The following is a 24,436-nucleotide window of genomic DNA, read 5'->3' as shown; positions in this document are numbered from 1 at the left end:
ACGGATGTCTTTACTGTAGTAATCAACGACGGTAACGGTGGAACAGCTACCGTGACTATCAATATCACCGTTACAGCAGTAAATGATGCGCCAACCGGAGCAAACCAGAACCTGACTACGCCAGAAGACGCAGCTCAACGGCGCCGTAGTAGGAGCAGATGCAGACGGTGATGCTTTGACATATGCAATAGGCACGACAACACCAGCTAATGGTACTGTGACCGTGAATACAGATGCACATTCAGTTATACGCCTAATACAGACTTTGTAGGTACGTCTATTTACAGTAGTAATCAGCGATGGTAACGGTGGCACAGCTACCGTGACAATCAATACTGTTACGGCCGTAAATGACGCACCAACCGCAGCAAACCAGAATCTGACTACCCCAGAAGATACACAGCTGAACGGTGCAGTAGTAGGAGCAGATGCAGACGGTGATGCTTTGACATAGCAATAGGCACGACAACGCCAGCTAATGGTACTGTAACAGTCAATGCAGATGGTACATTTATCTATACACCTAACATAGACTTCGTAGGTACGGATGCCTTTACCGTAGTAATCAGCGATGGAAATGGTGGAACAACTACCGTAACTATCAATATACTGTACGGCCGTAAATGACGCACCAACCGGCGCAAACCAGAATCTGACTACACCGGAAGATACGCAGCTGAACGGCGCAGTAGTAGGAGCAGATGCAGACGGTGATGCTTTGACATATGCAATAGGCACGACAACGCCAGCGAATGGTACAGTGACAGTTAATACGGATGGCACATTTGTTTATACGCCAATACAGACTTCGTTGGTACGGATGCCTTTACGGTAGTAATCAGTGATGGAAATGGAGGAACAGCTACCGTGACTATCAATATTACTGTTACAGCAGTCAATGATGCACCAACCGGAGCCAATCAGAACCTGACTACCCCAGAAGATACGCAGTTGAATGGCGCAGTAGTAGGTAATGATGTAGATGAGACGCGCTGACTTACGCGATTGGCACAACTACACCGGGCAACGGTACAGTTACAGTCAATACAGATGGTACATTTAGCTATACACCTAACACAGACTTCGTAGGTACGGATCTTTTCACAGTAGTAATCAGTGATGGAAATGGTGGAACTACCACTGTAACTATCAATATCACTGTTAAGCGGTTAACGACATTCCAACCGGAGCAGATCAAAACCTGACTACCCAGAAGACACGCAGCTGAACGGCGCAGTAGTAGGAGCAGATGCGGACGGTGATGCGCTGACTTATGCCATCGGTACGACGACACCAGCAAATGGTACTGTCACAGTAAACACAGATGGCACATTCGTTTACACACCTAATGTGAATTTCGTTGGTACGGATGCCTTTACCGTAGTAATCAGCGATGGTAACGGTGGCACAGCTACCGTGACTATCAATATTACTGTTACAGCAATAATGATATACCGACCGGCGCCGACCTTAATCTGACCACTTCTGAGGATACTCCGTTAAGTGGAACAGTAACCGGTGTCGATGCAGATAACGATCCTCTGACTTATGTTATAGGTACAACGACACAGCAAATGGTATCGTCACCGTCAATACAGATGGAACGTTTGTTTATACGCCGAATGTAAACTTCAACGGGACTGACGTCTTCACCGTAGTGATCAGCGACGGTAACGGTGGCACAGCTACCGTGACTGTAACGATCGTCGTTACTCCTGTGAATGACGCACCAACCGGTACCGGTGATACCCGTACCACACCAAGAAACACGCCTGTCAACGGTGCCGTAAGCGGAACAGATGTAGACGGTGACGTACTGACCTATACACTGGGTACACCTCCGCAAATGGCACGGCGATCGTAAACGTCGATGGTACTTATACCTATACGCCAAATACAGGTTACAGTGGTCCGGATAGTTTCACAATCATTATCAGCGACGGTAATGGCGGTACAGTGACCGTAACAGTTGATATCACTGTCACGGCGATTAATAATGCACCAACCGGTACAGGTGATTCACAGACCACATTGGAAGATACGCCTGTAAACGGCGCGGTAACTGGTAATGATGCAGACGGTGATCCGCTGACTTATGTGCTGGGAACTGCACCGGCTAATGGAGGTGTGATCGTCAACGCAGACGGTACTTATATCTATACGCCAAATGCGAATTATAATGGTCCGGATAACTTCACAATCCTGATCAGTGATGGTAACGGCGGTTCTATCACCGTACCGGTAAGCATCATCGTTACGCCTGTAAATGATGCACCAACCGGCACCGGCGATACGCAGTCTACTCCTCTGAATACACCTGTTAACGGCGCGGTAAGCGGAACAGATGTAGACGGTGATGTCCTGACCTATACACTGGGTACACCTCCTGCAAATGGTTCAGCGATCGTTAATGCAAATGGTACTTATACCTATACACCGAATACCGGTTATGCCGGTCCTGATAGCTTCACGATCATCATCAGCGATGGTAACGGAGGAACCGTAACCGTAACAGTCGATATCACTGTTATCACCATAGTACCGAATCCGGCTATTGCACTGGTGAAAATAGGTGCAAGGGATAAAAACGATATCACTTACATATTCCATGTCACAAACACAGGTAATGTTCCTCTGCACAACATCGTGGTATCTGATCCACAGATGGGTGTAACGAAGAACTATAGCGGAACCCTGCAACCTGGCGTATCTGTGACAATGACAGCAGTATACCACATCACACAACAGGATAAGGAAGCCGGCAGTGTTACTAATACAGCAACAGTTACCGGTCTTACACCTGCTGATGCAACGGTTACAGATATCTCCGGTACAGCGTTGAATAACGATACACCTACTGAGACAATCGTTCCTGCTCCGCCGCAGGCAAATGATGATCAGGCTGAAACACGTGCAAGTATCGCTGTTGTCATTCCGGTACTGTATAATGATGACCCGGTTGAATCCATCTTCAGTATTCCGGATCTGACGATCACCAGTATCCCTAAACATGGTCAGGTAACGATCAATGAAGATGGTACTATCCGTTATGTACCGGACAACGGTTATACCGGAGAAGATGACTTCAGCTACCAGATCAGCGATGTGGATGGCTATATCTCAAATATTGCTGTGGTGAAGGTCACCATCGTTGAAACAGACCTGAGAATACCACCATTGTTTACACCAAACGGTGATGGTAAGAATGATGTGTTTGAGATACGCGGACTTAACAAGTATGTAGAAAATGAGTTAATAATGGTCAATCGTTGGGGCAACGAAGTATACAGACAGAGGAATTATCAGAATACATGGAGCGGCACCGGATTGAACGATGGTACTTACTATTACCTGTTGCGTGTGAAAAAAGCCAACGGTGAGTGGGAAGTAGTGAAAGGATACACAACGATTATCCGCAAAATGAAAGATTAACATGAAAAGAAGTCTAATATTGATGATGTCGTTACTGCTGGGCAAACTTGCGTTTGCTCAGCAAGACGCACAGTTCAGCCAGTACATGTTTAACGGTATATACATTAACCCTGCATATGCTGGGTATAAAGAGGTGCTGAACATACACGGCTATTACCGTAATCAGTGGGCAGGTATTGATGGGGCTCCAAGGAGTTTCTCTATCGCGGTAGACAACATTGCTGCTGAGGGTAATGTGGGCTGGGGGGTACAGGTCGGTGGAGACAGATTGGGCGCCCAGACTTCTGAATCTGTATATGCCAACTACGCTTATCGTATCAGAACAAATGAGGATGGTACCGCCAGACTCTCTTTTGGTATCAGTGCCGGATTGGTACAGCTGGGAATAGATGGCCGGCAGCTCTGGACACAGGATCCGGAAACAACGATCACACCGGGTGTTATCAAAACGATGGTGCCGGATGCCAGAGCTGGGATCTATTACGCTGATCAGACATTCTATGCCGGATTTTCTGTTGATAATCTGGTATCTCCACACGTCAATAAGGCCAAATACGCATATATCCCGCAACCAAGACCGCATTACTACCTGACTGCAGGTTTTATGTTGCCGGTAAATGAACAGATACAGCTGAAGCCGTCTTTCCTGATCAAAGACGACAGGGGAGGACCCACCAGTATGGACCTGAACGTATTCGTGCTGTTCAGACAGATGCTCTGGGTAGGTGGCGGTTATCGTACCCGTATTGACCTCTACAGTAAGGATTATCTGCAGAAAGCATTATCCACCCGCAACTCCGCTATCGCAGCCATAGAGGTATTCCCGACAGAAAATCTGCGCATTGGATATGCCTACGACTTTTCTACTGGACCACTGCAGAGCTACAATAACGGAACGCATGAATTGTCTATCGGATATACCTTCGGATCTATGCTTAGTCCGGAGAGAAAGAAAGCAAGAGTGGATTGTCCGAAATTCTTCTGATGAAATAAATGATATAAAAAGCCGGTGTAAATTACTTACACCGGCTTTTTGTGTTTAAGGCTATAACTGAGCTATTCCGGACATAAACGTAACTAATATGCAGACTGATAATATATAGCATAATATCTTCCTACCTTTCTGTCATTATTATCAACCAATATCTAAATCCGGGAAATGAAGCGATCATCCATTGAATTGCTGATGGCTTACCTCATCGCCATGCTATTCCTCACAGTAGGATTGAGCAAATACTTCGGACTGGCCCGTTTTCAGGATACGCTCAGTAAGTCACCACTTGTAAAAGATTACTCCCTTATTCTCTCGTTCTTACTACCCACCACGGAAATAGTACTGGCTTGTTACTACTGACTACACACTTTCGTAGAAAGGCACTTTTTGCGGCACTGGTATTAATGCTGCTGTTTACATCGTATAACGTTTACCTGCTGACATTTGCGCCCTACATTCCCTGCTCATGTGCAGGCATACTTAATACGATGTCCTGGCAGACACACCTGTTTGTCAATATAGGTTTTACTGTTTGTTGTCTGCTGGGGATCTACAGTCCCTACCTGCCGCTCAACGGAAAACTCCCTTCAATAACATTAAAACACTTCAGATGAAACGTGCAAAAATCATTCTTACACTACTCGTTATCTCATCCTGTGTAGCAGGTGCTTTTGCTACAGCGCTTGTCAATGGGCGTGTGCCGCCTCCGGTATGGTTTACTCATAACGGTCAGACCTTACAGTGGCTGGCATTTCCCTGCTCTACTGGTCAATGGCAATGTTTTGTGTCAGTCGGTAATTATGGTCTGAAGGCCATATACAGAACGACAGACGCCGCGGGTCATGTTACCCAACCTTATAGCGGGCCTATCCTGCCCTAAAACAGTGTACAATAAAAAGAGGTCCCCGGTATAAGGGGACCTCTTTATTTAAAGCCTTCTCAATAGTATCATGGTGACTGGTAATTGATGAAAACCGCTTGTGTTTCTACATGTTGCGTGTATCAGATCCCGTGATATATAAACTTCCCGGATATAATAAAAGATTTACATTATATTTATTCCCATAACCGGGACTAATATCTGATGAAAGCCATTTCCTTAGAGACTATGATATGTTTTTGTTAGCATGCCAGCAATATACCGCCAATCATCATGAAGGTGATGCCACGGATTCTATTCCAACCCTGCTGCGTTCCGGACCTGCTGTTTCACCCGAAGATTTTTCCTTTCAGCTTTTCCATAATGGACAACTGGCCATTAGCAGAAATTGTGGTGATCCTGCTGTTGGAAATTTTACTCAATATATCGAAGATTCTGTATTAAATAAATATGTGGCCAGTCGCACAGACCGGACATTATAAGCGAACATCATTATTGTAAAACCTATCAAAAGAATGCTCCAGTATTTCGAATTGCAGGATGGGACATCCTCAAAGTTCTGGCAAATTTCATTGTCTGCCTACACCATTCCACCCGATATGGTAAGATCGGTACCCAGGGAAAGACCACAACAAAAGATTTGAAGACCCCGCAAAAGCCCGACAGGAATATGACAAGCTTGTCGAAGAAAAGACCGGAAAAGGCTACAAAGAGATTGTAAAAGAAGGGAATACCCTCACATCCGCTGATTATGCTATTATTTCCGAGAAAGAAGCCGTAGAACGTTTCCAGCTTGACCAGTACATTAATGGTCTGTACGACGACGGCGGGAAGTATCTTCTGTATGAAGGTGATGTTACATTTGATACCATGCTGGATACCTATAAATTCTGCGTCATTGCGAAAGAAGATATATACGGCATCATCGTAGACGGCAACCTCACCGTTAATGGCGTATTATTCCAGCCGGATATCGATAATGGTGAACATGCTGGTCACCGGAAATGTGCATGTGAAAAGCATTAATAAAGGTGGCGGAGAATTTTATATCAAAGGAGATCTCATAGCAGAACAGACTATCTACGGTTATTATAACCACGGTGAGTTGACAGTAGAAGGTCGTACGCAGGCAGTAGCCATCTTTGCAGATGATCACTCCTTTACATTTAAAGGAGGCGTATCCGGAACAGTTGTCGGTGATCGTGGAGTAGAAGGCCCGATGTTGTATATAGCGATATTACTGTATTACGTCCTGAACTGGTGAAGGAAAAAGAATACGCTGATAGTGATAAAGTGACTAAATACATTAACAAAGGTCAGCACATTATCAGAGACGAGTTTTACCCGGCTTCATCGGAGCAGCTGCCAAAATACCCAAAGAAACGGTTGTATCAGCTCAACCGGAAATATTAACTGTCGAAGAAGCAAAGCAAAAGTTCGATTTCAGCAGTTATGATCCTATCGGTGTTATTGATTTTAATCTCGTTTTATACTTTGAGAAAGGCCTGACTATCGATGGTGATCTGAATGCGGATCTGGCCCGGAAGATGCTGGAAGATCAGGAAGAACCTGCTGAAATTGCAGACCTGTTGGTATTGGTAAATGGTAACCTGACCGTAAAAGGAGATATCTCATTAGGGGAAGAAAGCTTTCCCTGCCTGTTTGTGCGTGGGAATGTAAAATGTGATGTATTGTATAGTGGCAGTGAATTTATTCATATCACCGGTAATGCAGATATTAAATATGCGCTGGACGGTAACTATAATGATGGTGCGATCACTATCGAAGGTATTACCAGTGTACCCTATGTGCTGAATTCGGACCATGATACGAATATTACGCCTAAAGGCGCCATTCTGATCAATTACTTTGGTGATTCCAATGACTTCTTTACGTATGATTTTACGGAGAAGGATTTCCCGGACGTCATGGTTGCAGCCGCCTTTGAAAATGAAGCGTTCAGCCGGCATGCATTTATCAAATTGTTGCAGGCTAAAAAGTCTCCTCTGAAAAAGGCATACAGGCCAGCCGTCTGATCGTCATGGACGAACTGGAGCGCCTGAAGGCAAAGCCCGAAACGATTGAGGTGCTTGACCTGAGCAAGAAATCCTTTAATAAGTTCCCCGCAATACTAACCACATTCCTGCTCTGAAAAAACTGACCTTAAACGGAAATGAGATCGGAGCGGTTCCCGCAGATATTGCCGCCCTTGAACAGCTGGAAGAATTACACCTATCCTCATGTGCTTTGGAGACATTGCCTGTAGAACTGGCACAATTGAAGCATCTGCGTGTGCTGGACGTCTCTAAGAATAATGACCTGAAAATTCCGGCTGACTTCAGCCAGTCAACTTCCCTGCGTATACTTGACGTAACAAATTGTAACAGCTTCGGAATAACAGCCGGTATCCCGGCACTGGAAGAGTTGTGTTGTGACGCCTGCACGGAAGTAAGTCCGATAGATTTTCCGGCGGCCATCCTCGCGTGTACCGGACTGAAACGCCTGTCCATCAATATGAATTCTTTCAAACAGATCCCGGGCGAACTGACCGCCTTGACAGCACTGGAAGAGTTGTACATGGATGGAGCCTTGTGTTATATCAACGAACTGCCAGATCTCTCGTCGCTGAAGAATCTGAAAAAAATACATGCTTCCGGTATTTATAACTATCCGGCAAGTCCTTTGGTGAAACAAAGCATTCTGAAAGGATTCTTTAAGATCACCTCTCTTGAAGAACTGAAACTGGATCTTTACCGGAGATGGTTGCAGGATCTTAAACAGGATGGATTTGACGAGATCGCGAAAAACCTCGCACATGACCCTGCAAGATTACAGGAACTATCCGATCTGCAGGCCAGTAAAGCAGATTTCGGTGATGGAAGAATGGTGGGGCATTTGCGGAAACCAATGACAGCCGAACACCTGAAAGGAATTGGTGCATTACAGCAATTGCGTATACTGGATCTGAGTGATAACATGTTGGCTGCATTGCCGGAAGAATTATACAGCCTTCCTCATCTTCGCTCGCTGAACCTGAAAGGAAATTCATTCACTATTGACGATCGTTTGCAAATAGCAGAAAGATTGCCAGACGTAGATCTCGATGTACGTGAGAACTGGGTACCTAATGAAGTGATAGATACGCCATCAGCCAAACTATGGAAGGAAGTGGCAGATCTTATTGAAGCAGGTAATGAACTGTGGTTTAATTATGCAGGAGAACCGCTGAACGCGATAAAGAAATACAACGAGGCCCTTGAATACTTTAATACAGGTAAGGTAAAAGACAAATACCTGTTCCTGTATCTGCACTATGTGAAAACGAATGCATACAGCAATCTTGCCAGTGATGACGACTATGATGATATGTCCGAAGAAGATAAGAAAAAGGGGCGTCTGACCTGTATTGAAACCGGATTGAAAGGATTGTCCCTGATACCTGCGGATATGCTGCCGGATACAAGTATGGTTGAATTCTACAAGGAAGCGATCCGTATTATGGGGAACGCAGTAGCCTGGGAGATGCATGAAACATATGAGGATACCGCCAAAATGGAAGAAGCTTTAGCGCTTATCAATCAGGCGGCTGCATGGGTGAAGGACAAGAGCGAGTATTTTATCTATGATACGAAGATCAGAATACTATTGCGTCTCGGCAAAAAAGAAGAAGCGTGGCAGTTGGCAAAGAAAACACTGGAAGAAAACAATGCTTATTCAGGTCTGAATGATATAACAGACAGTAAAGAATATAAACAGTGGTTAAAGAAACAATAACCACAAACGACGTATGCTCTTTCTTCTGAAAGAGCATACGTTATTCATCTGTATAGGGACCTGTTATTGTTTAGTATAGGTCATTGTCATTTTATCTCCCGGTAATAAGATACCGCCCGCAGAATATACCAGTTTACTACAGTCGAAGCTTTCGATCGCCCCTGTTGCTTCGCCGTCTATTACAATCGTTTTATCCTGTAATTTCCATACGCCTTTTCAGAAGAAGACGGATCACAGACAACGCCCAGATCTTTGTACTCATAGCTACCATCTTTGCCGAAAATAGTGATATTGTCTTTGTCACAGTCATCAAGGAATGGCAGGTAGTTGACAGGGTCTTTATCACCAGATGCGGTGTAGGTTAATGCCGTTAGTTTATAGGTGCCGGCAATGCTGGCCATATCTATGGTACAGCCTTTTGGAGGGGTAGGTTTGTCGTCATCTTTTTTGCAGGAAAAGAACAGGCTAACAGATAACAGTACTACTAAAGTTTGCTTGATTGTTGTCGCTTTCATAAAGTTTGTTTGATAGTAATACCCCTTCATGAAAGCAGAGGGTTGGGTAACCCTGAAAATATTTTTTTACCCCAGTGTCCTGATAAAATTGTCCAGATTATCATCCTTTCCTAAGCCCAGTTTTTGCTTGATCCTGTACCGCGCCATACGGATACTTTTTGCTTCAATGTTTAAACGGTTGGATATTTCCTTATTAGAAAGCCCCATCAGTATATAGGAACAGTATTTCATGTCCAGTCTTGTAAGGGAATCGCCTGCTCTCTGTTGTAATTGTTCGAAGAAGGCAGCGTGTACTTCCACAAAGTCCGTTTTGTGCCCTTCGTATTCCTCGTCGAGCTGCTGCTGGCGTTTTATCAGCTTTTTAATCTGATCGTTGCCAGCGGTCGATTTATCTGCCAGCATCTCCATCAGCTGATTTTTCTCCTGTTTCTGCAGTTGTTCGGCCAGCAGTTCTTTTTCCAGTCTTTCCTGACGTTCCCGGAGGAGTGCCTGTTCTGCCATCAGCTGACTCGCTTCTGCTTCTTTCAGTTTTACTTTAAGAATGACTTCTTCTTTCTCCTTGTCTATCAATGCCTGTTTTCGGATGGATGCTTTCAGCCGGTAATTATAAGATACCAGTAATAAGGTCAGTGCAAGAAATCCTGCAATACCCAGTCCTATATATAAGAGGTTCCGTTTGCCCCGGAAAGCAGCTTCCTGTTCCAGCAGGGCTATTTTCTGTTCCTGCTGGACGGCTCGGTAGCGGGCCTCTATACGTTGGGTATTGTTGATCTTTTCCTGATTGAAGGCTTTCTCATTGGCGGCCACAAAACTTTTCATGTAGCCCAGCGCCTTTTTGGTATCGCCCTGTTTCTCAGCGACTCTTGCCAGAGCATTATAAATACGTGACTGGGTCAGGGGCATTTTTATCGGTGAACTTTCTGTCCGGGCCAATGCGGTTAACAGAATGAGTTCCGCTTCTGCGGGATTATTATTCAGTAATTCATATTCGCTACGCATGCCATAACAGTTGACCAGTATTTCGGTCAATCCACTGGACGAAGTGATATTTTCTGCCAGATCCAGATAATGATATACGCTGTCCCGGTAGGAGACAGGGTAGTGCTGAAAGTAGATATTGGCCATATTAAGAGCAATACCGGCCGTATTGCTTTTTACGAGTATATGTCCGGGATCACGTTTATTCAGGTCAAGCGCCTGCGTGTAAAAGGCTTTGGCAGTATCCAGTAAGGACTGTTGTTTAGGATTCAGTTTATAGCGGTCATAATAATATTGCCCGATGGTATAATAGCCTGTATTCAGCACGTCAGGTTCTCCACTTTGCAATGCAAGCGTATAACTGCGGCGGGCATATTCTCCCTGCCTTGCAGGATCTGTACCATAACTATAGATACTTGCGAGATAGTGACAGGTGAGTGCGGCATAGGCAGCCCCTGCCTCCCCTTAAAGTTGTCCAGTGCCTTCAGAAACTTTGCAACTGCCTCGTCATTCTCGTTATCTATCAGGTCGAGCCAGCCGCTTCTGAACCAGACCATCCCTTTGGCGACCGGATCTTTGGCGCTGTTGACGTAGCGCATAGCGCTGTCCATAGCTGCGTAGGCGCCGGGTTTATCCTTCCGCTGTACCAGCAGATGAATTCTGGTCGCATACAGCCAGGCTTTGGCGTCTGCTCCGGGCGCATCAGCTGCATCATTTGTGAGTTGTACGGCTTTGTCGGGATTTGTCTCAAAAAGAGCCCTTGTCAGTTTACAGCGGATAACCGTCTTTTCATAATCAGACAGTTCCTGCTGCTTCAGTTTTGCTTCCAGTGAGTCAATATATCGTTGCTGGGCAAACGTAATGGGGCTCATGATGAGCAATAGCGATATGGTTATGAGTTCTCGTAACATCCGGACTAAAGTACAAAAAAGAATCTGGTCAGAAAAGGCTTGAAAATATCAAGTAGTTGATAATCATTTGATTGTCTATTTTTCGTAGACGCTTTGTAGACGCGTCAAATGGTAGTCGTAGTCCGCTTGTAGCCGCTGTTTTCATGGTAAGTCCCTGATCACATGTTAGGTTTGCATGGTATCAAAAATCCATATCATGACGAACCGCACGATGGCCATTGTTGCCTATATTACACTGATAGGATGGGTAGTTGCCTATCTTTCATACAGGAAGTCTGACGATAAAAGTCCGTTTGTTCAGTATCACCTGAGTCAGTCCCTCGGTATTATCATTTTCTCTATTGCTCTGAGTATTGCCAGTGGAATACTGGTTGGTATACTGCCATCTCTGGCGACATTGTTTTACATCATTTCGCTGTGCCCGTTCATTCTGATGCTGTTAGGAATTATTACGGCATCTAATGAGGCACAGCGCCCTATACCATTGATAGGGAAATTAGTGGAGGGGAAATTCAATCTGTGAGCCGTTGGGCCGCAGGTCTTTCAGCCCGTTGTTGTTAATCCCTTAGATTGTCATAACCCGATATAAACAGCAGAGCCGGTCAGTACTACTGACCGGCTCTCGTTTATAAAAGAGGATGTTTATTTCCATCCACCTCCTAAATTCCTATAGATGTTCACTACTGCATTCAGCTGTGATTTTTTTGTTTCCACCAGTTCCAGTTTGGAATCCAGTGCATCACGCTGCGTCAGCAATACTTCTAAATAATCGGCTCTGGCAGATTTGAACAGGTCGTTAGAGACTTCGATGGACCTTGTCAGCGCGTCTACCTGTTTGGATTTCAGGTCATAGCTTTTCTCCAGATTGTTGATGTTGGAGAGCTGCGTAGACACTTCCACATAGGCGTTCAGGATGGTCCGCTCGTAGTTATATAAGGCCTGAAGCTGTCTGGCGTTGGCACTGCTAAACTCAGCTTTGATCGCATTTCTGTTGATCAATGGCGCTACGATATCACCTGCCAGTGAATACAACAGGGATTCCGGCATCTTAAACAGATAGGAAGGCTTGAAAGCGTTGAAGCCTACACCTGCAGAAATACCCAATGAAGGATAGAACTCCGCGCGGGCTATTTTCACATCCAGTTTTGCGGCTGTCAGTTCCAGTTCTGCCTGTTTGATGTCAGGGCGGTTAGCCAGTAGCTGCGAAGGGATACCGGTATTTACCATTGATGGGAGTACCTCAAGGAAATTGCCTTTGTCTCTTGCAATTTCCTGTGGGTAGCGACCCAGCAGGAAGTTGATCCTGTTTTCTGTTTCCTTTACCTGTTGCAGCACTTCATATTCCAGACTCTGGGACTTCAATACTTCCGCTTCGAATTTCTTCACGGCCAGTTCTGTTGCCCTGCTCGCCTCTTTCTGCACCTTTACGATTTCCAGCCCGCTTTTTTGCAGTTCGATATTCTGTCTGATGATTTCGAGCTGGTTGTCCAGCGCCAGCAGTTCATAATAAGAATTAGCGATTTCTGCGATCAGGTTGGTCAGTACGAAATTTCTGCCTTCTACGGAGGCCAGATAACGGGTCACTGCTGCTTTTTTAGAATTGTGCAGCTTGCTCCAGATATCTGCTTCCCATGTAGCATAGGCGCCGATCATAAAATCGGGCAGGGGATCAGGCATTTCCTTTCCCGGCTCTATCTCCGTAGTCGCGTCACCGGCACCCTGGCTGGTGTAACGTCCTACTTTCTCTACGCCTGCACCCGCCCTTACACCTACTGACGGCAGTAACTGTGCCTTTCTCGACCTGATATCGTTTCTGGCAATTTCTATTTCCTGTAAGGTGATCATCAGCTCCTGATTGTTTTTCAGCGCTGTGTCGATCAGGTTTACGAGGTCTTTATCTTTAAAAAATTCACGCCATTGTACCAAAGCAGTATTGGTGGTATCCTGATTACCGTTGTAGGCGCCCGGAACCGATTTGTTTTCGGTCGGCGTTACTACTTTCGGTACCCCGCAACTGGCTACTGCCAGACAAACTCCCAACACACCGATACTCCTGTTTATCCTGAATTTATACATATACATTATGATCGATTTCCTCGGTTAATGGATTTTCTTCTTCTTCTTTCACAAGCATGCGTTTTTCCGCAATCTTGCCGAATATGTAATATAATCCGGGTATGATCAGTACCCCGAAGATGGTACCGAATAACATACCGCCGGCAGCAGCTGTACCAATGGTACGGTTACCAATCTTACCAGGACCTGTAGCAACCACCAGAGGGATCAGACCCGCGATGAATGCGAAAGAGGTCATCAGGATCGGACGGAACCTTACTTTGGAACCTTCCATCGCAGCCGCCAGTACGGTAGCGCCGGAACGATGTTTCTGCACGGCAAATTCCACGATCAGTACGGCGTTCTTACCTAAGAGACCGATCAGCATTACCATGGCTACCTGTGCGTAGATGTTGTTTTCCAGTCCTAATACAGTCAGCAGGAAGAACGCACCACAAATACCAGCCGGCAGGGAGAGGATTACTGCGAATGGCAGGATGAAGCTCTCATACTGTGCCGCCAGAATCAGGTATACGAAACCAAGACAGATCAGGAAGATGTAGATCGCCTGATTACCCTGCGCCACCTCATCTTTAGAGATACCTGCCCAGTCAATACCAAAGCCTCTCGGGAGTGTTTTCTTCGCTACTTCGTCAATGACCTGAATGGCCTGACCACTACTATATCCCGGTGCGGCAGAACCACTGATCTGGGAAGAGTTGTACATGTTGTAACGGGTGATCTCAGACAGGCCATATACCTTTTCCATCTTCATGAATGCAGAGAAAGGCACCATTTCATCACGGTCATTCTTTACATACAGTTTCAGGATATCCTCAGGCAGTGCGCGGTATTGCGGAGATGCCTGAATAATCACTTTATAAGGACGGTCAAATTTGATGAAGCTGATCTCGTAGTTACTACCTATCAATGTAGACAATGTATTCATGGCATTATCGATGCTCACACCTTTCTGCTGGGCAATATCATTGTCAATCTTCAGCATGTACTGCGGGAAGCTGGCTGAATAGAAGCTGAATACAGAAGCCAGCTCTTTATGTTTGCTCAGTTCTGCCACAAAATCATTGCTTACAGTTTCCATTTTCTTATAGTCACCGGAACCTCCTTTATCAAGCAGACGTAATTCGAAACCGCCCGCTGCACCGTAACCCGGTACGGCTGGTGGCTGGAAGAATTCGATATTGGCACCGGTGATATCTTTACATTTCTCTTCCAGTTCCTCAATGATCTCCTGCACGGAATGTTTACGTTCTTCCCAGCTTTTCAGGTTGATCAGACAGGTACCTGAGTTGGAACCGGTACCTTCCGTCAGGATCTCATAACCTGCAAGGGCAGATACGGATTGCACACCATCAATCTCTTCACATATTTTCTGTAATTTTTCTGCTACCTGATTGGTTCTTTCCAGCGAAGATCCCGGAGGCGTCTGGATGATACCATACAACATACCCTGATCTTCATTCGGAATGAAACCGGAAGGCACGTGTCCGTTGAGATACCAGGTTGCCGCACAGAATCCGGCCAGCAATGCGAATGTTACCAGACGTCTGTTGATAATGGATTTCAGTATCCGCATGTAGCGGCCCTGTGTTTTATCAAAGCCTCTGTTGAACGCAGCAAGGAATTTATCTACAGGGGAGAGTTTCTTCTTTTTGCCATGATTGTTTTTCAGGATCATCGCACAAAGCGCAGGCGTCAGCGTTAACGCTACCACACCGGAGAGGATAATCGCCGTTGCCATAGTGATGGAGAACTGGCGATAGAAGATACCTACCGGTCCTGACATGAATGCCACCGGCACAAACACCGCTGACATCAGGAAGGTGATCGCAATGATCGCACCCGCAATCTCATGCATAGCCTTTTTAGTGGCTTTCAGTGGCGAGAGGTGTTCTTCCTCCATCTTGGCATGGACGGCCTCAATTACCACGATGGCGTCATCCACCACGACACCGATCGCCAATACAAGGGCGAAGAGGGTGATCAGGTTGAGGGTGATACCAAAGAACTGCATGAATACAAACGTACCGATCAGGGATACAGGTACCGCCATTGCCGGGATCAGAGTAGAACGCCAGTCACCGAGGAAGAGGAATACCACAATACCTACCAGTACGAATGCTTCCACAAGGGTATGGATCACTTTTTCGATAGAGGCATCGAGGAACTTGGAGACGTCATAGCTGATCTCGTAGTTCATTCCTTTAGGGAAGGAGTTACCTTTGATCTCTTTCAGTTTCGCTTTAACGTCCTTGATTACCTGACTCGCATTACTACCGTAAGACTGTTTCAATACGATCGCTGCGGATGGTTTACCATTCAGGTTTGAATAGATATCGTACATGGAGCTGCCGAACTCGATCTCTGCCACATCTTTCAGGCGAAGGATCTCACCATTCGGATTGGAGCGCAGGATTACGTTTTCGTATTGCTCTTTAGAGTTGAACCTTCCGGAGTATTTTAATACATATTCAAAAGACTGAGACCTTCTACCGGAGCTTTCACCTGTTTTACCGGGAGAGGCTTCCAGACTTTGCTCAGACAGTGATTTCATCACTTCATCTGCAGAGATCTTGTAGGCTAGCATACGGTCAGGCTTCAGCCAGATACGCATCGCGTATTCCCTGTTACCAAGGATGTCCACAAAACCCACACCGTCAACCCTTCTTAATTCCGGCAACAGGTTAATGTCGGCGAAGTTGAAGAGGAATTTCTGATCGGCATTCGGGTCTTCACTGTACAGGTTCACGTACATCAGCATGCTGGATTCCACACGGGATACCTTCACACCTTCACGCACTACCAGTGGCGGGAGCTTGTTTACTACGGATGCTACACGGTTCTGTACGTTCAGGGAAGCCTGATTCGGATCGGTACCGAGGTTAAATACTACCTGTAAGGTGGCCTCACCGTCGTTACCTGCGTCAGAGGTCATGTATTTCATGCCGGGAACACCGTTGATGGCTCTTTCCAGTGGGATGATCACAGATTTGATCATCAGCTCACCGTTCGCACCAGGGTATTCACAGGTCACATTCACCTTGGGAGGAGAGATGGACGGGAATTGCGTTACCGGTAATGAGGTGATGGAGATCACACCCAGAAACACGATAATCAGCGATATTACTATTGAGAGGACCGGTCTCTGTATAAATTTATTAAACATTGATCTACGCTATTAGGAATGATAGATTATTCCGCTTTCAATCGCAGGTGGGAAATCACCTCTTGCGGCGCCAGATATTCATAGCTGATCTTGTCGTCATCTTTTACTTTCTGAATGCCTTCCAGCAGGATCCTGTCATTCTGGGACAGACCGCTCTGCACTACATACAGATCTGGAACTTCGCCACTGATAGTAATGTTTCTTGATTTCAGTACGTTGTTCTTATCAACTACGAATACGTACTTTTTATCCTGAATCTCGTAAGTAGCTTTCTGAGGAATGATCAGCGCATCTTTTAAAGGCATTGTCATTAATACCTTACCGGTTTCGCCGTGTTTCAGCAGTCTGTCCGGGTTAGGGAATTTTGCTCTGAAGGCGATATTACCTGTTTCATTGTCAAACTCACTTTCAATGACCTGTACCTCACCTTTATAAGGCAGGGCGCGGTTGTTGGCCAGCAGCAGGTTGACATGATTGTCACCGCGGCTTTTTGCATTGGTCTGATACTCGAGGTATTCCGGCTCGGATACGTTGAAATAAGCGAACATTTCGCTGTTGTCGGAGAGGCTGGTCAACAGTTCTCCTTCATCGATCAGGCTTCCCAGTTTTTTAGGGATACGGTCGATTGTACCTGCGAATGGTGCCTTGATCTCAGTAAATGACAGGTGCAGCTTAGCAAGTGCGATTTCAGCTTTGGCCTGATCGAGTTTCGCCTGCGCCATTGCCTGCTCGTTTTTGGAAACGATGTTTTTGTCAGCAAGTGTTTTTGCATTCTGCAGTTCAATTTCTGCAGCTTTTGCCTCAGCTTCTGCTTTCAATAATTCAGCTTCATACAGCTTAGGCATAATCCTGAACAGTGTTTGTCCGGCTTTAACGAACTGGCCTTCGTCAACATAAATGTTTTCGAGATAACCCTTTTCCTGTGCGCGAAGTTCAATGTTTCTCACAGAACGGATCTGCGAAACATATTCTTTTGTAAAGGAAGTATCCATGACCATCGGACTGGTAACAGCGTACTTGCTTACTTCTTCTTTTTCTTCTTTGTGTGGCTTGCAGCTGGTGTGCCATAACAGCGCACACAAGCTTGTAAACATGACGATTCTCTTCATGATATTTGATAATAAACGATAGGATGCTTGAATGATAATGGCTGGGTTGAACACATCAGTCCCGGAGATGGGAGTAAGAAACGACTATGCAGAAGAAAGTAGGGATATGGTACATCCGACTGGCATGCGTAAAAACACCTCCGTCAACTGAGGTATGCAGCCAATCAGATTCTTAATGCTCTCTGAGTAAGGTATTTATAAGATATCTGATCGGAAAAAAAAGGTGGGGCTTTAAAGTACCTGCGCAGGTACCTTAAACTGGTCTGATAGGCGTATGCGTCACGGCTTTTAGCCAGTAATTTAACTTTGGGACTAAAGTAGTTGTTCGGATCTTCATCTTCCACTTCCTCACTGATAATATACTCATCCTCCATAATGGGACGGGTATCTCTGACTACGGAGCAGTCCTCATTTGTTGTGGTGAAGCGGCCGTTACCCTGTTGCAGATCCTGCTCCTGAATGGAAAGAGTGTAGCTTCCGTCGTTTTGATACGCACGTGCAAAGGAACTTTCATTCCCCTTCAACAGCAAGATGCACAGGTATACAAAAATTATTGCTACTCTCATTTGGGAGCCAAAACTAGGATAAAGTTTGAGAGAGAAAAGGGGGAGAGATAAATTTTAATCAATTTTTAAAATCCTTGTTTTTAAGGGAGATGACAGGAATCAGGATCATTTGTCCGGCCGGATAAGCAAGCGGGGGTGAATAAAGCTATACTGGCTGGGAATGGGCGTTCCTCTGGCGTATCGGTGCTTAAAACTGGAACCCGATAGGTGGTTGTAGGGTATTGATTATGAGGTTATTATGGACATAAGGTGGACTTGATCCGGAGATAAGGGCTTAATGACCGGGTACTGTATTGATAATGAGGTTATTAGGGTGGGAAGATGGAACAGGCAATCTCCTCTTTATGTTTTAAGCTCCCGGTTGATGATGGTAACCTTCCGGGAGCTTAAAATTTGCTTAATAAGTTTGTATTTAACGTTGTACTAACAATACTTTTTTATCAAGGTCAAACGTGATTTTCTGACCAAACCAGTTGATCCAGATAATACCGTCATAGATCAATCCTTCAAGAAACTGCACCGGGAAGTCTTTTCTGCCAACTGCAGGTTCTTTCGCAGCAGCAATACTGCTTAAAGTAGTAAGATAGATGTGTGATACATGGTTGGTATCTATCTCACTCTTCTTTGCAAATTGCTTAACATGGAGAGTGTCATTAATATCCACCCCCAGTTGTTTGAGGTATCTGGCATTCAGTCTGAACACATCTTTTCCCGCTCCGCTATCCAGAGACAGCTGCAGGTTCAATGTATCATTGATCTTGAAATAAGAGAATATCGTCAGTGATTTATCGCGGGACTGCTCCAGCTGCACCGGCACCGTTCTGGCCTTTTTCCTGATCTCCGTCAGGGTCCGGGCAGATTCAAAACGGATAACTTTTTTGTCGAAATCAATAGTAAAAGGCTGAGACTCTACCAGTTTCAGGGAAATGATACCGTCAATACCCCCCAGATTGGCGTCAACATAGCTGATCTCTTCATCTGTCTTTTTCAGGCTGCCAAATTCAAAAGTCTTTACTCTGAACAGTGCAATGTCTAATCTTTCTCCTGTTGCCCTGAAACCGGTATAACCCCCGTCTTCCGGTGTGACCTGTTTCAGTTTATCAAAGAATGTTTTGGTGAATACAGTAAGACCGGCGCCGGTATCGAAGATAAAGTTTCCATCCAGACCGTCAACTTTTGCTTTCACGAGAATGTGGCCGGAAGGTAACAAACTGAAAGGAATTTCATTTTTGGCTGATTGGGCAAACAACACAAAAGGTATAAAGACGGCCAGGCATAGTGAAAGGAATACTGATCTCATTTTTTCTTTTAAAAGTAGGAAATTTTGCAGAATGTCGTAGTTCCGGCGGAGTTATATAAATAACATAAAAAAGGGGGACCATGGCGGGTCCCCCGGATATTTTACGGCTGATCAGATCAGGCTCCTTTAAATCTGGCAGTGATCTCTGCGACCCGTCTGCCCTGTAATTTTGCTGCCGTAACAGCGATTTCGTCCGGATCCAGTTTCCCATTCTGGGAGGTAAAAGAAGTACCATAAGGGTTTCCCGACTGGAACTGACTTGGTTCTACATAACCCGGAGAAACAATCAGCATTCCCCAGTGATAAAAGGCGGTGTTCAGGGCGAGTATCGTGGCTTCCTGTCCGCCATGCAGGGTTGCCGTAGAAGTAAAGGAAGAACCAATTTTATCGGTCAATGCACCTTTCGCCCATAATGCGCCCGTCTGATCAATGAAGCTCTTGATCTGTGCCGCCGGTAAGCCATAACGGGTAGGAGAGCCAAAAATAATAGCATCCGCCCATTCAAGGTCATCGTTGGAGGCTTCAGGAACGCCGGAAGTTTCCTCAATGTGTTGCTTCCATACCGGGTTATTTCCCCAAAGTTCATCGGGCGCCGTTTCCTTTACTTTCAGGAGACGGGTTTCCGCACCGGCAGCCTTTGCTCCTTCTTCAATTGCTTTTGCCAGCAGATGTGTAGTCCCTGTCTGACTGTAATAGATGATTGCGACTTTTGCCATAGATGATGTTTTTATAAGATCTGGAGTATTCCACGTAGAGACAACAAGCAGCAGTTATGCATTGTTGGGTCTGACTCTGGTCCGAATTTACCCGGATTGTCACAAAGGATATACCATAGTCTCTTTAACAGGAACAACCTGTTATTGTAATCATCATATGGAAAGCGGTTACACGTTTGCAAAACCTTTGGCATTTGCGCCACTCACAATTTTAGTCATAGAAGCTACCCCAATTTCAAGAAGCCCTACGATCACATGTGGCAACCATACATGGTCGGAAAAACTCAATAATACCGGGGATAGCGCTAACAGGAAGCCGCTGAGCACATCCAGTGTCAGGTGTGTGCTCATGTTGAGCCGGTGAGCAACGCTTAGCTCATAATCTGTCATGAGACTATATAAAATTGTGGTAATACCAAAGCCGATCGGTACCCAGGAGGCTGCTCCGCCATCATAAAATCCGAAAAGCCATGGTGCGGCGATCAGGAGAATAGCTACAATGTAGTCGATAAATCCGTGTGTCTTTGTGTTTATAAATTTCATGGTCAACTGTTTTGGTCCTACAAGGTGCGAAACAGCAATTATGCCAGCGGGATAAGGTAGAAGCATGCAGGTATTACCGGGGGATAAGTGTTGACAAAAGTACATGTTAGGAGTATGCTAAACCTTATTTGTGTTGGCCGTTCAGGTTTGTGTATCCATGTTTGTCAGTGGTATGGAATTGGACGTCATACTTTATCACTACCGCCTTATGAGACATTTAACCACTACAGTCCTCTTCTTTGTATTATGGGCTAACCTGATGACAAGCTGCAATACTGCAAAACCTGGCAAATCAGGACAACGGAAACTGGGACAAAAGACTTTTGTTATCCTCGGTGCCTCGAGTGGGTTTGGCCGCGAAATTTTGGGATACACCTCCGGAAGATCAGGTACGTGTGATTGATGTGAATCTTAATGGCTTTATTTACGCCAGTCATGCTGCCATCAATGTCTTTAGAAAACAAGGTTACGGAACACTGATCAATATGGGATCGGTAGACAGTGAAGTGCCGCTGGCATATCAGGTACCTTATGCGGCATCAAAGGCTGGCGTCAGAAGTCTTGGACTGGCATTGAGTCAGGAATTGCGTATAGACGGATACAAACACATCAGGGTCGTAACTATTGAGCCCTGGGCGGCAGATACTCCATTTTGGCGGCATTCAGCTAATTATACAGGCGGGACGCCTTCTATGCTGGCATTAGACCCTCCTGTAAAGATCGTCAATGCCGTATTACGCAAGTCGCTCCGTCCCCGCAGGGAGGTACCTGTTGGCTGGAAAGCCCATAGTGTATGGATGTTTCACCGCGGTTTTCCCCGCCTGACAGAGCGGATCAGTGCTAATATCGCGCATAAATACCAGATTAAGGCGGGACCGCCGGTTCCGGATACTGTGGGAGCTATTTATCAGCCAATGCCAGCAGGAAGAGGTATCGATGATGGAGTTAAGCAGAGAATGAAAAAGCAACGGAAACAGGAGAGGGAGATGCGGAAGCACTAAAGGTCATTTCGGGAAATATCGTCAATTTTCCGGGAAATGCAGATAGCGTTCTCCCCTGTACTGTACACTAGTTTTGTCTTGTCACTTAAAACGGATCAAAACTATGCACAGCAAACACGTAACACTTTGGCTATCTATGGGACTCGTTCCCTTACTGTTAATGTCCTGCGATAAGGATGATGATAATACAGGCAATCCTCCGGTAACGTCTTCTACTATTGTAGTAGAAAATGTGCTGAATGCAAAACCACTGGTAGAGTCAGGCACCTTTCAGCACGAGGGAAGTTCTCCTCTTGTCATGCCCGGAGAATCAGTAGCGCTGCATTTTTCCGCAGCAAAGGGACAGGCTGTATCTTTTGCAACGATGTATGGCTGGTCTAATGACCTGTTCTTTGCTCCGGCCAATCCCGGTATTAAATTGTATACAGAAGAGGGTACGCCTATCGAGGAGATGTATCTGCGCAGATAAAGCTATGGGATAATGGCACACGTATCAATCAGGCGCCCGGTGCCACTGTTAATCATCCCGGCACAGCCGAAACAACAGCACAAAATATAACCGAAGTAAATGGTACGGATGCACAGGGTATAAATATGTAGCAGCTTCTTCTTTAATGAAGGCTGTACTGAATACGAGGGTAATTCGACCTTTACGTTAACCATCAGTAACACATCCGGCGCCACTACAAATCCTACTCCCTTCAGTCCCGGGTATGGGCCATTTCTTATATAGCAGGAGGCAATCTGCTGAATCCCAATCCTTTGTACGAAAATGGCAAACCTTCAGCTAACGGACTGACCAATATCGCTGAAATGGGAGACAACGCTGCACTGGGTACATATTTCAGGGTCAGACAGGCATCTTCACACCGCTCTCTCCGTATTAGTAGTGGTATATAATGGTATTGAGAATCCATTATTCAAAACCGGCGAAAATGACAGAGGAAAAGGATTAAAAGAACTGGCGCAGAAAGGAAATGCCAATTAGTGGCTGAGTATCTGAAAACGCTGTCCGGCGTAAAAAGTGTATGTATTGCCAGCTGCAAACAGTACCGTATTGCTGCCTGCATTGAATGGACAGGCGGGAGGAAAGGTGTCTCAGCAGTTATCAGTGACAACAGGTGATAAGATCGCTGTCGCTACCATGTATGGATTTTCCAATGACTGGTTCTTTGCAACCAAAGGAGAGATAGATGCGACTAAAAAGGAGATTTCTCATCAGGTATAGGACTTTATGACGACGGTACGGCTAAGGACCAGTTCCCGGGAGCAGGCATTACCCAGTTTAATCTGGCAGGCACCCCGCTGGAAGAAAGTAAAGCTATTCAGGAGGTACCCAACCCCAATGCATTTACCACATTACCACTGATCCCTGAGATCATAAAAGTCACAATTCAATAAGTCTAAGCAGAAAAAGGTTTTGTTTTACAAACGCCTTTTTATCATTTATCATAAAGTTTTATTTCTACGTATATTATGATAAACATCCATCCGGTTGCATGACTCAGATGTTTGTGTTTTGAAAAATGGAGATATGATTAAGGAATTTGATGAAAAGCCGACCCTGGCAAAATTTGTGATGCATATTGGCAATGAGCAGTTCAGAGGGCAGGCATCCGTAACCCGTTACCTAAACCTGTTAATACATTTGTGTATAACAAAGGTGAGGCGCAGAACTGACAATTGATGAAATCACATATACCATGCCCTCGCATGCCATCCTGCCACTGGTATCAAATCAGCATTTCTCCTTTGAACGCCCTGACGAATTGATCGCATGGCAGTTTAACAGGGAGTTTTATTGCATTGTGAATCATGATGCAGAAGTAGGCTGTGTCGGGTTCTTTTTTATGGAATCAAACATCCGATGTCATCCACTGACGGAAGAAGAAGTCGCTGCAATGGCGCAGATGGAACGTAATTTTACGGAGGAATGGAAGCACTGCGATAATTCCGGGAGAGATGCTGCGGATCCTTTTAAGCGTCTGATCATTAAAACTACCCGCCTTGCCAAACTGCAGAGTGAAAGTTACCAGCAATTCAGTGATGAGAAGATGGATATTATCCGCAAATTCGCTTTACTGCTGGAAATCAATTATAAAACGGAACATGAAGTGAAGTTTTATGCAGCAGCTTTAAATAAATCCCCCAAAACACTCAGTAATATCTTTCCCTGCTTCAACACCCTCACCCTCAAAATGATTCAAAACCGGATCATTCTTGAAGCCAAACGCTATCTGTATTACACGGATAAATCAGGAAAAGAGATCGCTTATGAGCTGGGTTTTTGACAGTCCGGCCATTTCAGTCGTTTCTTTAAACTCTATTCCGGCTGCAGGATTTCGGATTTCAGCAGATAAAGAGCAATAATTTGCAAATAGGCGATATATCTGCAAATTGTCAGATGCCAAAGAATATATCATACCAAAAGTCGGTATACGTGTTGTCATCTGTTCGAATATTTGAGAACGCCGG

31 protein-coding genes and 5 pseudogenes are annotated in these 24,436 nt (G+C 45.3%); 26 read left to right on the top strand and 10 right to left on the bottom strand.

What is annotated here, in order from left to right; genetic code table 11:
- The first annotated feature begins 175 nt into the window (after positions 1-175).
- The 20 genes and pseudogenes from FEF09_RS35070 (at position 176) to FEF09_RS26855 (ending at position 9,080) form a co-directional block, all read left to right on the top strand.
- Positions 176-271 carry a hypothetical protein gene (locus FEF09_RS35070; protein ID WP_409994889.1) on the top strand — a complete coding sequence of 32 codons (96 nt, stop codon included), beginning with the start codon at positions 176-178 and terminating at the stop codon, positions 269-271.
- A gap of 51 nt (positions 272-322) precedes the next feature.
- Positions 323-454: an Ig-like domain-containing protein gene (locus tag FEF09_RS35065; protein ID WP_186774556.1), complete on the top strand. Its 132-nt coding sequence runs from the start codon at positions 323-325 to the stop codon at positions 452-454.
- A complete protein-coding gene (locus FEF09_RS35060; RefSeq protein WP_186774560.1) occupies positions 451-627 on the top strand; it encodes an Ig-like domain-containing protein in 177 nt (58 codons plus the stop codon). Before FEF09_RS35065 ends, FEF09_RS35060 begins: the two co-directional genes overlap by 4 nt.
- Positions 605-825: pseudogene (locus FEF09_RS35055) on the top strand (Ig-like domain-containing protein); the annotation flags it as partial. The gene FEF09_RS35060 and the pseudogene FEF09_RS35055, both read left to right, overlap by 23 nt.
- A gap of 42 nt (positions 826-867) precedes the next feature.
- Positions 868-996: an Ig-like domain-containing protein gene (locus tag FEF09_RS31065; protein ID WP_186774555.1), complete on the top strand. Its 129-nt coding sequence runs from the start codon at positions 868-870 to the stop codon at positions 994-996.
- Positions 993-1,205: an Ig-like domain-containing protein gene (locus FEF09_RS35050; RefSeq protein WP_186774558.1), complete on the top strand. Its 213-nt coding sequence runs from the start codon at positions 993-995 to the stop codon at positions 1,203-1,205. The genes FEF09_RS31065 and FEF09_RS35050 overlap by 4 nt, the downstream gene beginning before the upstream one ends.
- 16 nt (positions 1,206-1,221) lie before the next feature.
- Positions 1,222-1,479: pseudogene (locus tag FEF09_RS35045) on the top strand (Ig-like domain-containing protein); the annotation flags it as partial.
- The gene (locus FEF09_RS35040; RefSeq protein ID WP_409994890.1) at positions 1,452-1,628 is read left to right on the top strand and encodes a hypothetical protein; all 177 of its coding nucleotides are present in this window, start codon (positions 1,452-1,454) and stop codon (positions 1,626-1,628) included. The pseudogene FEF09_RS35045 and the gene FEF09_RS35040, both read left to right, overlap by 28 nt.
- Positions 1,577-1,702 (top strand): annotated as a pseudogene (locus FEF09_RS33855) (Ig-like domain-containing protein); the annotation flags it as partial. The gene FEF09_RS35040 and the pseudogene FEF09_RS33855, both read left to right, overlap by 52 nt.
- Positions 1,691-1,864: an Ig-like domain-containing protein gene (locus tag FEF09_RS26895; RefSeq protein ID WP_261387819.1), complete on the top strand. Its 174-nt coding sequence runs from the start codon at positions 1,691-1,693 to the stop codon at positions 1,862-1,864. The pseudogene FEF09_RS33855 and the gene FEF09_RS26895, both read left to right, overlap by 12 nt.
- Positions 1,858-3,432, top strand: coding sequence for an Ig-like domain-containing protein (locus tag FEF09_RS26890; RefSeq protein ID WP_261387818.1), 1,575 nt, complete (start codon positions 1,858-1,860; stop codon positions 3,430-3,432). Before FEF09_RS26895 ends, FEF09_RS26890 begins: the two co-directional genes overlap by 7 nt.
- A gap of 1 nt (position 3,433) precedes the next feature.
- Positions 3,434-4,417 (top strand): type IX secretion system membrane protein PorP/SprF, encoded by a 984-nt coding sequence (locus FEF09_RS26885; protein ID WP_146307963.1) that lies wholly within the window; start codon positions 3,434-3,436, stop codon positions 4,415-4,417.
- 174 nt (positions 4,418-4,591) lie between these two features.
- Positions 4,592-5,040: pseudogene (locus tag FEF09_RS35035) on the top strand (MauE/DoxX family redox-associated membrane protein).
- Positions 5,037-5,306 (top strand): DUF6520 family protein, encoded by a 270-nt coding sequence (locus tag FEF09_RS26875; protein WP_146307961.1) that lies wholly within the window; start codon positions 5,037-5,039, stop codon positions 5,304-5,306. Before FEF09_RS35035 ends, FEF09_RS26875 begins: the two are co-directional and overlap by 4 nt.
- 233 nt (positions 5,307-5,539) lie before the next feature.
- Entirely contained in the window at positions 5,540-5,788 is a 249-nt protein-coding gene (locus tag FEF09_RS31050) for a hypothetical protein (RefSeq protein ID WP_186774554.1), read from the top strand.
- Positions 5,789-5,936: 148 nt separating this feature from the next.
- Positions 5,937-6,017, top strand: a pseudogene (locus FEF09_RS35030) (WGR domain-containing protein); the annotation flags it as partial.
- 159 nt (positions 6,018-6,176) lie between these two features.
- Positions 6,177-6,332 (top strand): hypothetical protein, encoded by a 156-nt coding sequence (locus FEF09_RS33850; RefSeq protein WP_261387815.1) that lies wholly within the window; start codon positions 6,177-6,179, stop codon positions 6,330-6,332.
- Positions 6,319-6,570 (top strand): hypothetical protein, encoded by a 252-nt coding sequence (locus FEF09_RS26865; protein WP_146307960.1) that lies wholly within the window; start codon positions 6,319-6,321, stop codon positions 6,568-6,570. Before FEF09_RS33850 ends, FEF09_RS26865 begins: the two co-directional genes overlap by 14 nt.
- Positions 6,571-6,853: 283 nt before the next feature.
- The gene (locus FEF09_RS26860) at positions 6,854-7,342 is read left to right on the top strand and encodes a hypothetical protein (protein ID WP_146307959.1); all 489 of its coding nucleotides are present in this window, start codon (positions 6,854-6,856) and stop codon (positions 7,340-7,342) included.
- Between the two features lie 103 nt (positions 7,343-7,445).
- Positions 7,446-9,080, top strand: a complete 1,635-nt coding sequence (locus tag FEF09_RS26855) for a leucine-rich repeat domain-containing protein (protein ID WP_315898194.1) — start codon at positions 7,446-7,448, stop codon at positions 9,078-9,080.
- A gap of 179 nt (positions 9,081-9,259) precedes the next feature.
- On the opposite strand, the gene FEF09_RS26850 is transcribed toward FEF09_RS26855, so the two are convergent.
- The 3 genes from FEF09_RS26850 to FEF09_RS32005 form a co-directional block, all read right to left on the bottom strand.
- Entirely contained in the window at positions 9,260-9,595 is a 336-nt protein-coding gene (locus tag FEF09_RS26850; protein ID WP_146307957.1) for a hypothetical protein, read from the bottom strand.
- Positions 9,596-9,661: 66 nt separating this feature from the next.
- Entirely contained in the window at positions 9,662-10,921 is a 1,260-nt protein-coding gene (locus FEF09_RS26845; protein ID WP_222597175.1) for a LuxR C-terminal-related transcriptional regulator, read from the bottom strand.
- Complete coding sequence (locus tag FEF09_RS32005; protein ID WP_222597174.1) at positions 10,894-11,445, bottom strand: hypothetical protein; 552 nt, start codon at positions 11,443-11,445, stop codon at positions 10,894-10,896. Before FEF09_RS32005 ends, FEF09_RS26845 begins: the two co-directional genes overlap by 28 nt.
- Positions 11,446-11,680: 235 nt before the next feature.
- Between FEF09_RS32005 and FEF09_RS26840 the strand changes: the two genes are divergently transcribed.
- Positions 11,681-12,007: a DUF4870 domain-containing protein gene (locus FEF09_RS26840; protein ID WP_089804018.1), complete on the top strand. Its 327-nt coding sequence runs from the start codon at positions 11,681-11,683 to the stop codon at positions 12,005-12,007.
- A gap of 119 nt (positions 12,008-12,126) precedes the next feature.
- Here FEF09_RS26840 and FEF09_RS26835 read toward each other — a convergent pair whose 3' ends face one another.
- The 7 genes from FEF09_RS26835 to FEF09_RS26805 all read right to left on the bottom strand — a co-directional run bounded on the left by FEF09_RS26835 (position 12,127) and on the right by FEF09_RS26805 (position 20,960).
- The gene (locus tag FEF09_RS26835) at positions 12,127-13,560 is read right to left on the bottom strand and encodes a TolC family protein (protein ID WP_146307967.1); all 1,434 of its coding nucleotides are present in this window, start codon (positions 13,558-13,560) and stop codon (positions 12,127-12,129) included.
- On the bottom strand, positions 13,553-16,726 hold the full coding sequence (locus tag FEF09_RS26830; RefSeq protein ID WP_146307956.1) for an efflux RND transporter permease subunit: 3,174 nt from the start codon (positions 16,724-16,726) through the stop codon (positions 13,553-13,555). Before FEF09_RS26830 ends, FEF09_RS26835 begins: the two co-directional genes overlap by 8 nt.
- A 26-nt stretch (positions 16,727-16,752) precedes the next feature.
- Complete coding sequence (locus tag FEF09_RS26825; protein WP_146307955.1) at positions 16,753-17,835, bottom strand: efflux RND transporter periplasmic adaptor subunit; 1,083 nt, start codon at positions 17,833-17,835, stop codon at positions 16,753-16,755.
- Between the two features lie 164 nt (positions 17,836-17,999).
- Positions 18,000-18,365 (bottom strand): hypothetical protein, encoded by a 366-nt coding sequence (locus tag FEF09_RS26820; RefSeq protein WP_146307954.1) that lies wholly within the window; start codon positions 18,363-18,365, stop codon positions 18,000-18,002.
- A gap of 448 nt (positions 18,366-18,813) precedes the next feature.
- A complete protein-coding gene (locus FEF09_RS26815; RefSeq protein ID WP_146307953.1) occupies positions 18,814-19,701 on the bottom strand; it encodes a retropepsin-like aspartic protease in 888 nt (295 codons plus the stop codon).
- Between the two features lie 116 nt (positions 19,702-19,817).
- On the bottom strand, positions 19,818-20,417 hold the full coding sequence (gene wrbA, locus FEF09_RS26810) for an NAD(P)H:quinone oxidoreductase (protein WP_146307952.1): 600 nt from the start codon (positions 20,415-20,417) through the stop codon (positions 19,818-19,820).
- A gap of 168 nt (positions 20,418-20,585) precedes the next feature.
- On the bottom strand, positions 20,586-20,960 hold the full coding sequence (locus FEF09_RS26805) for a hypothetical protein (RefSeq protein ID WP_146307951.1): 375 nt from the start codon (positions 20,958-20,960) through the stop codon (positions 20,586-20,588).
- A gap of 350 nt (positions 20,961-21,310) precedes the next feature.
- On the opposite strand from FEF09_RS26805, the gene FEF09_RS26800 reads away from it, so the two are divergent.
- From FEF09_RS26800 to FEF09_RS26790, 5 genes are all read left to right on the top strand, one after another.
- A complete protein-coding gene (locus FEF09_RS26800) occupies positions 21,311-21,961 on the top strand; it encodes an SDR family NAD(P)-dependent oxidoreductase (protein WP_186774552.1) in 651 nt (216 codons plus the stop codon).
- A 103-nt stretch (positions 21,962-22,064) separates the two neighbouring features.
- Positions 22,065-22,430, top strand: a complete 366-nt coding sequence (locus tag FEF09_RS33845; protein WP_261387814.1) for a spondin domain-containing protein — start codon at positions 22,065-22,067, stop codon at positions 22,428-22,430.
- Between the two features lie 293 nt (positions 22,431-22,723).
- Positions 22,724-22,861 carry a hypothetical protein gene (locus tag FEF09_RS33840; protein ID WP_261387813.1) on the top strand — a complete coding sequence of 46 codons (138 nt, stop codon included), beginning with the start codon at positions 22,724-22,726 and terminating at the stop codon, positions 22,859-22,861.
- Between the two features lie 133 nt (positions 22,862-22,994).
- Complete coding sequence (locus FEF09_RS33835) at positions 22,995-23,189, top strand: hypothetical protein (protein ID WP_261387812.1); 195 nt, start codon at positions 22,995-22,997, stop codon at positions 23,187-23,189.
- Between the two features lie 475 nt (positions 23,190-23,664).
- Positions 23,665-24,252, top strand: coding sequence for a helix-turn-helix domain-containing protein (locus FEF09_RS26790; RefSeq protein WP_261387811.1), 588 nt, complete (start codon positions 23,665-23,667; stop codon positions 24,250-24,252).
- The last annotated feature ends 184 nt before the right edge of the window (positions 24,253-24,436 follow it).

The sequence above is a fragment of the Chitinophaga pinensis genome, assembly GCF_007896845.1.
GTDB classification, from domain to species: Bacteria; Bacteroidota; Bacteroidia; order Chitinophagales; family Chitinophagaceae; genus Chitinophaga; species Chitinophaga pinensis_C.
Note: the sequence above shows the minus strand (reverse complement) of the source record. Positions and strands in the feature narration are given on the sequence as shown.

What these genes read in the sequence shown, in the direction of transcription:
- wrbA (WP_146307952.1), bottom strand. Translation starts at nt 20,417, where the DNA reads ATGGCAAAAGTCGCAATCATCTATTACAGTCAGACAGGGACTACACAT.
- FEF09_RS26790 (WP_261387811.1), top strand. Translation starts at nt 23,665, where the DNA reads ATGCCCTCGCATGCCATCCTGCCACTGGTATCAAATCAGCATTTCTCC.
- FEF09_RS26830 (WP_146307956.1), bottom strand. Translation starts at nt 16,726, where the DNA reads ATGTTTAATAAATTTATACAGAGACCGGTCCTCTCAATAGTAATATCG.
- FEF09_RS26835 (WP_146307967.1), bottom strand. Translation starts at nt 13,560, where the DNA reads ATGTATAAATTCAGGATAAACAGGAGTATCGGTGTGTTGGGAGTTTGT.
- FEF09_RS33850 (WP_261387815.1), top strand. Translation starts at nt 6,177, where the DNA reads ATGCTGGATACCTATAAATTCTGCGTCATTGCGAAAGAAGATATATAC.
- FEF09_RS26825 (WP_146307955.1), bottom strand. Translation starts at nt 17,835, where the DNA reads ATGAAGAGAATCGTCATGTTTACAAGCTTGTGTGCGCTGTTATGGCAC.
- FEF09_RS33845 (WP_261387814.1), top strand. Translation starts at nt 22,065, where the DNA reads ATGCACAGCAAACACGTAACACTTTGGCTATCTATGGGACTCGTTCCC.
- FEF09_RS26885 (WP_146307963.1), top strand. Translation starts at nt 3,434, where the DNA reads ATGAAAAGAAGTCTAATATTGATGATGTCGTTACTGCTGGGCAAACTT.
- FEF09_RS26805 (WP_146307951.1), bottom strand. Translation starts at nt 20,960, where the DNA reads ATGAAATTTATAAACACAAAGACACACGGATTTATCGACTACATTGTA.
- FEF09_RS32005 (WP_222597174.1), bottom strand. Translation starts at nt 11,445, where the DNA reads ATGAGCCCCATTACGTTTGCCCAGCAACGATATATTGACTCACTGGAA.
- FEF09_RS26860 (WP_146307959.1), top strand. Translation starts at nt 6,854, where the DNA reads ATGCTGGAAGATCAGGAAGAACCTGCTGAAATTGCAGACCTGTTGGTA.
- FEF09_RS26815 (WP_146307953.1), bottom strand. Translation starts at nt 19,701, where the DNA reads ATGAGATCAGTATTCCTTTCACTATGCCTGGCCGTCTTTATACCTTTT.
- FEF09_RS26875 (WP_146307961.1), top strand. Translation starts at nt 5,037, where the DNA reads ATGAAACGTGCAAAAATCATTCTTACACTACTCGTTATCTCATCCTGT.
- FEF09_RS26840 (WP_089804018.1), top strand. Translation starts at nt 11,681, where the DNA reads ATGACGAACCGCACGATGGCCATTGTTGCCTATATTACACTGATAGGA.
- FEF09_RS26850 (WP_146307957.1), bottom strand. Translation starts at nt 9,595, where the DNA reads ATGAAAGCGACAACAATCAAGCAAACTTTAGTAGTACTGTTATCTGTT.
- FEF09_RS31050 (WP_186774554.1), top strand. Translation starts at nt 5,540, where the DNA reads ATGTTTTTGTTAGCATGCCAGCAATATACCGCCAATCATCATGAAGGT.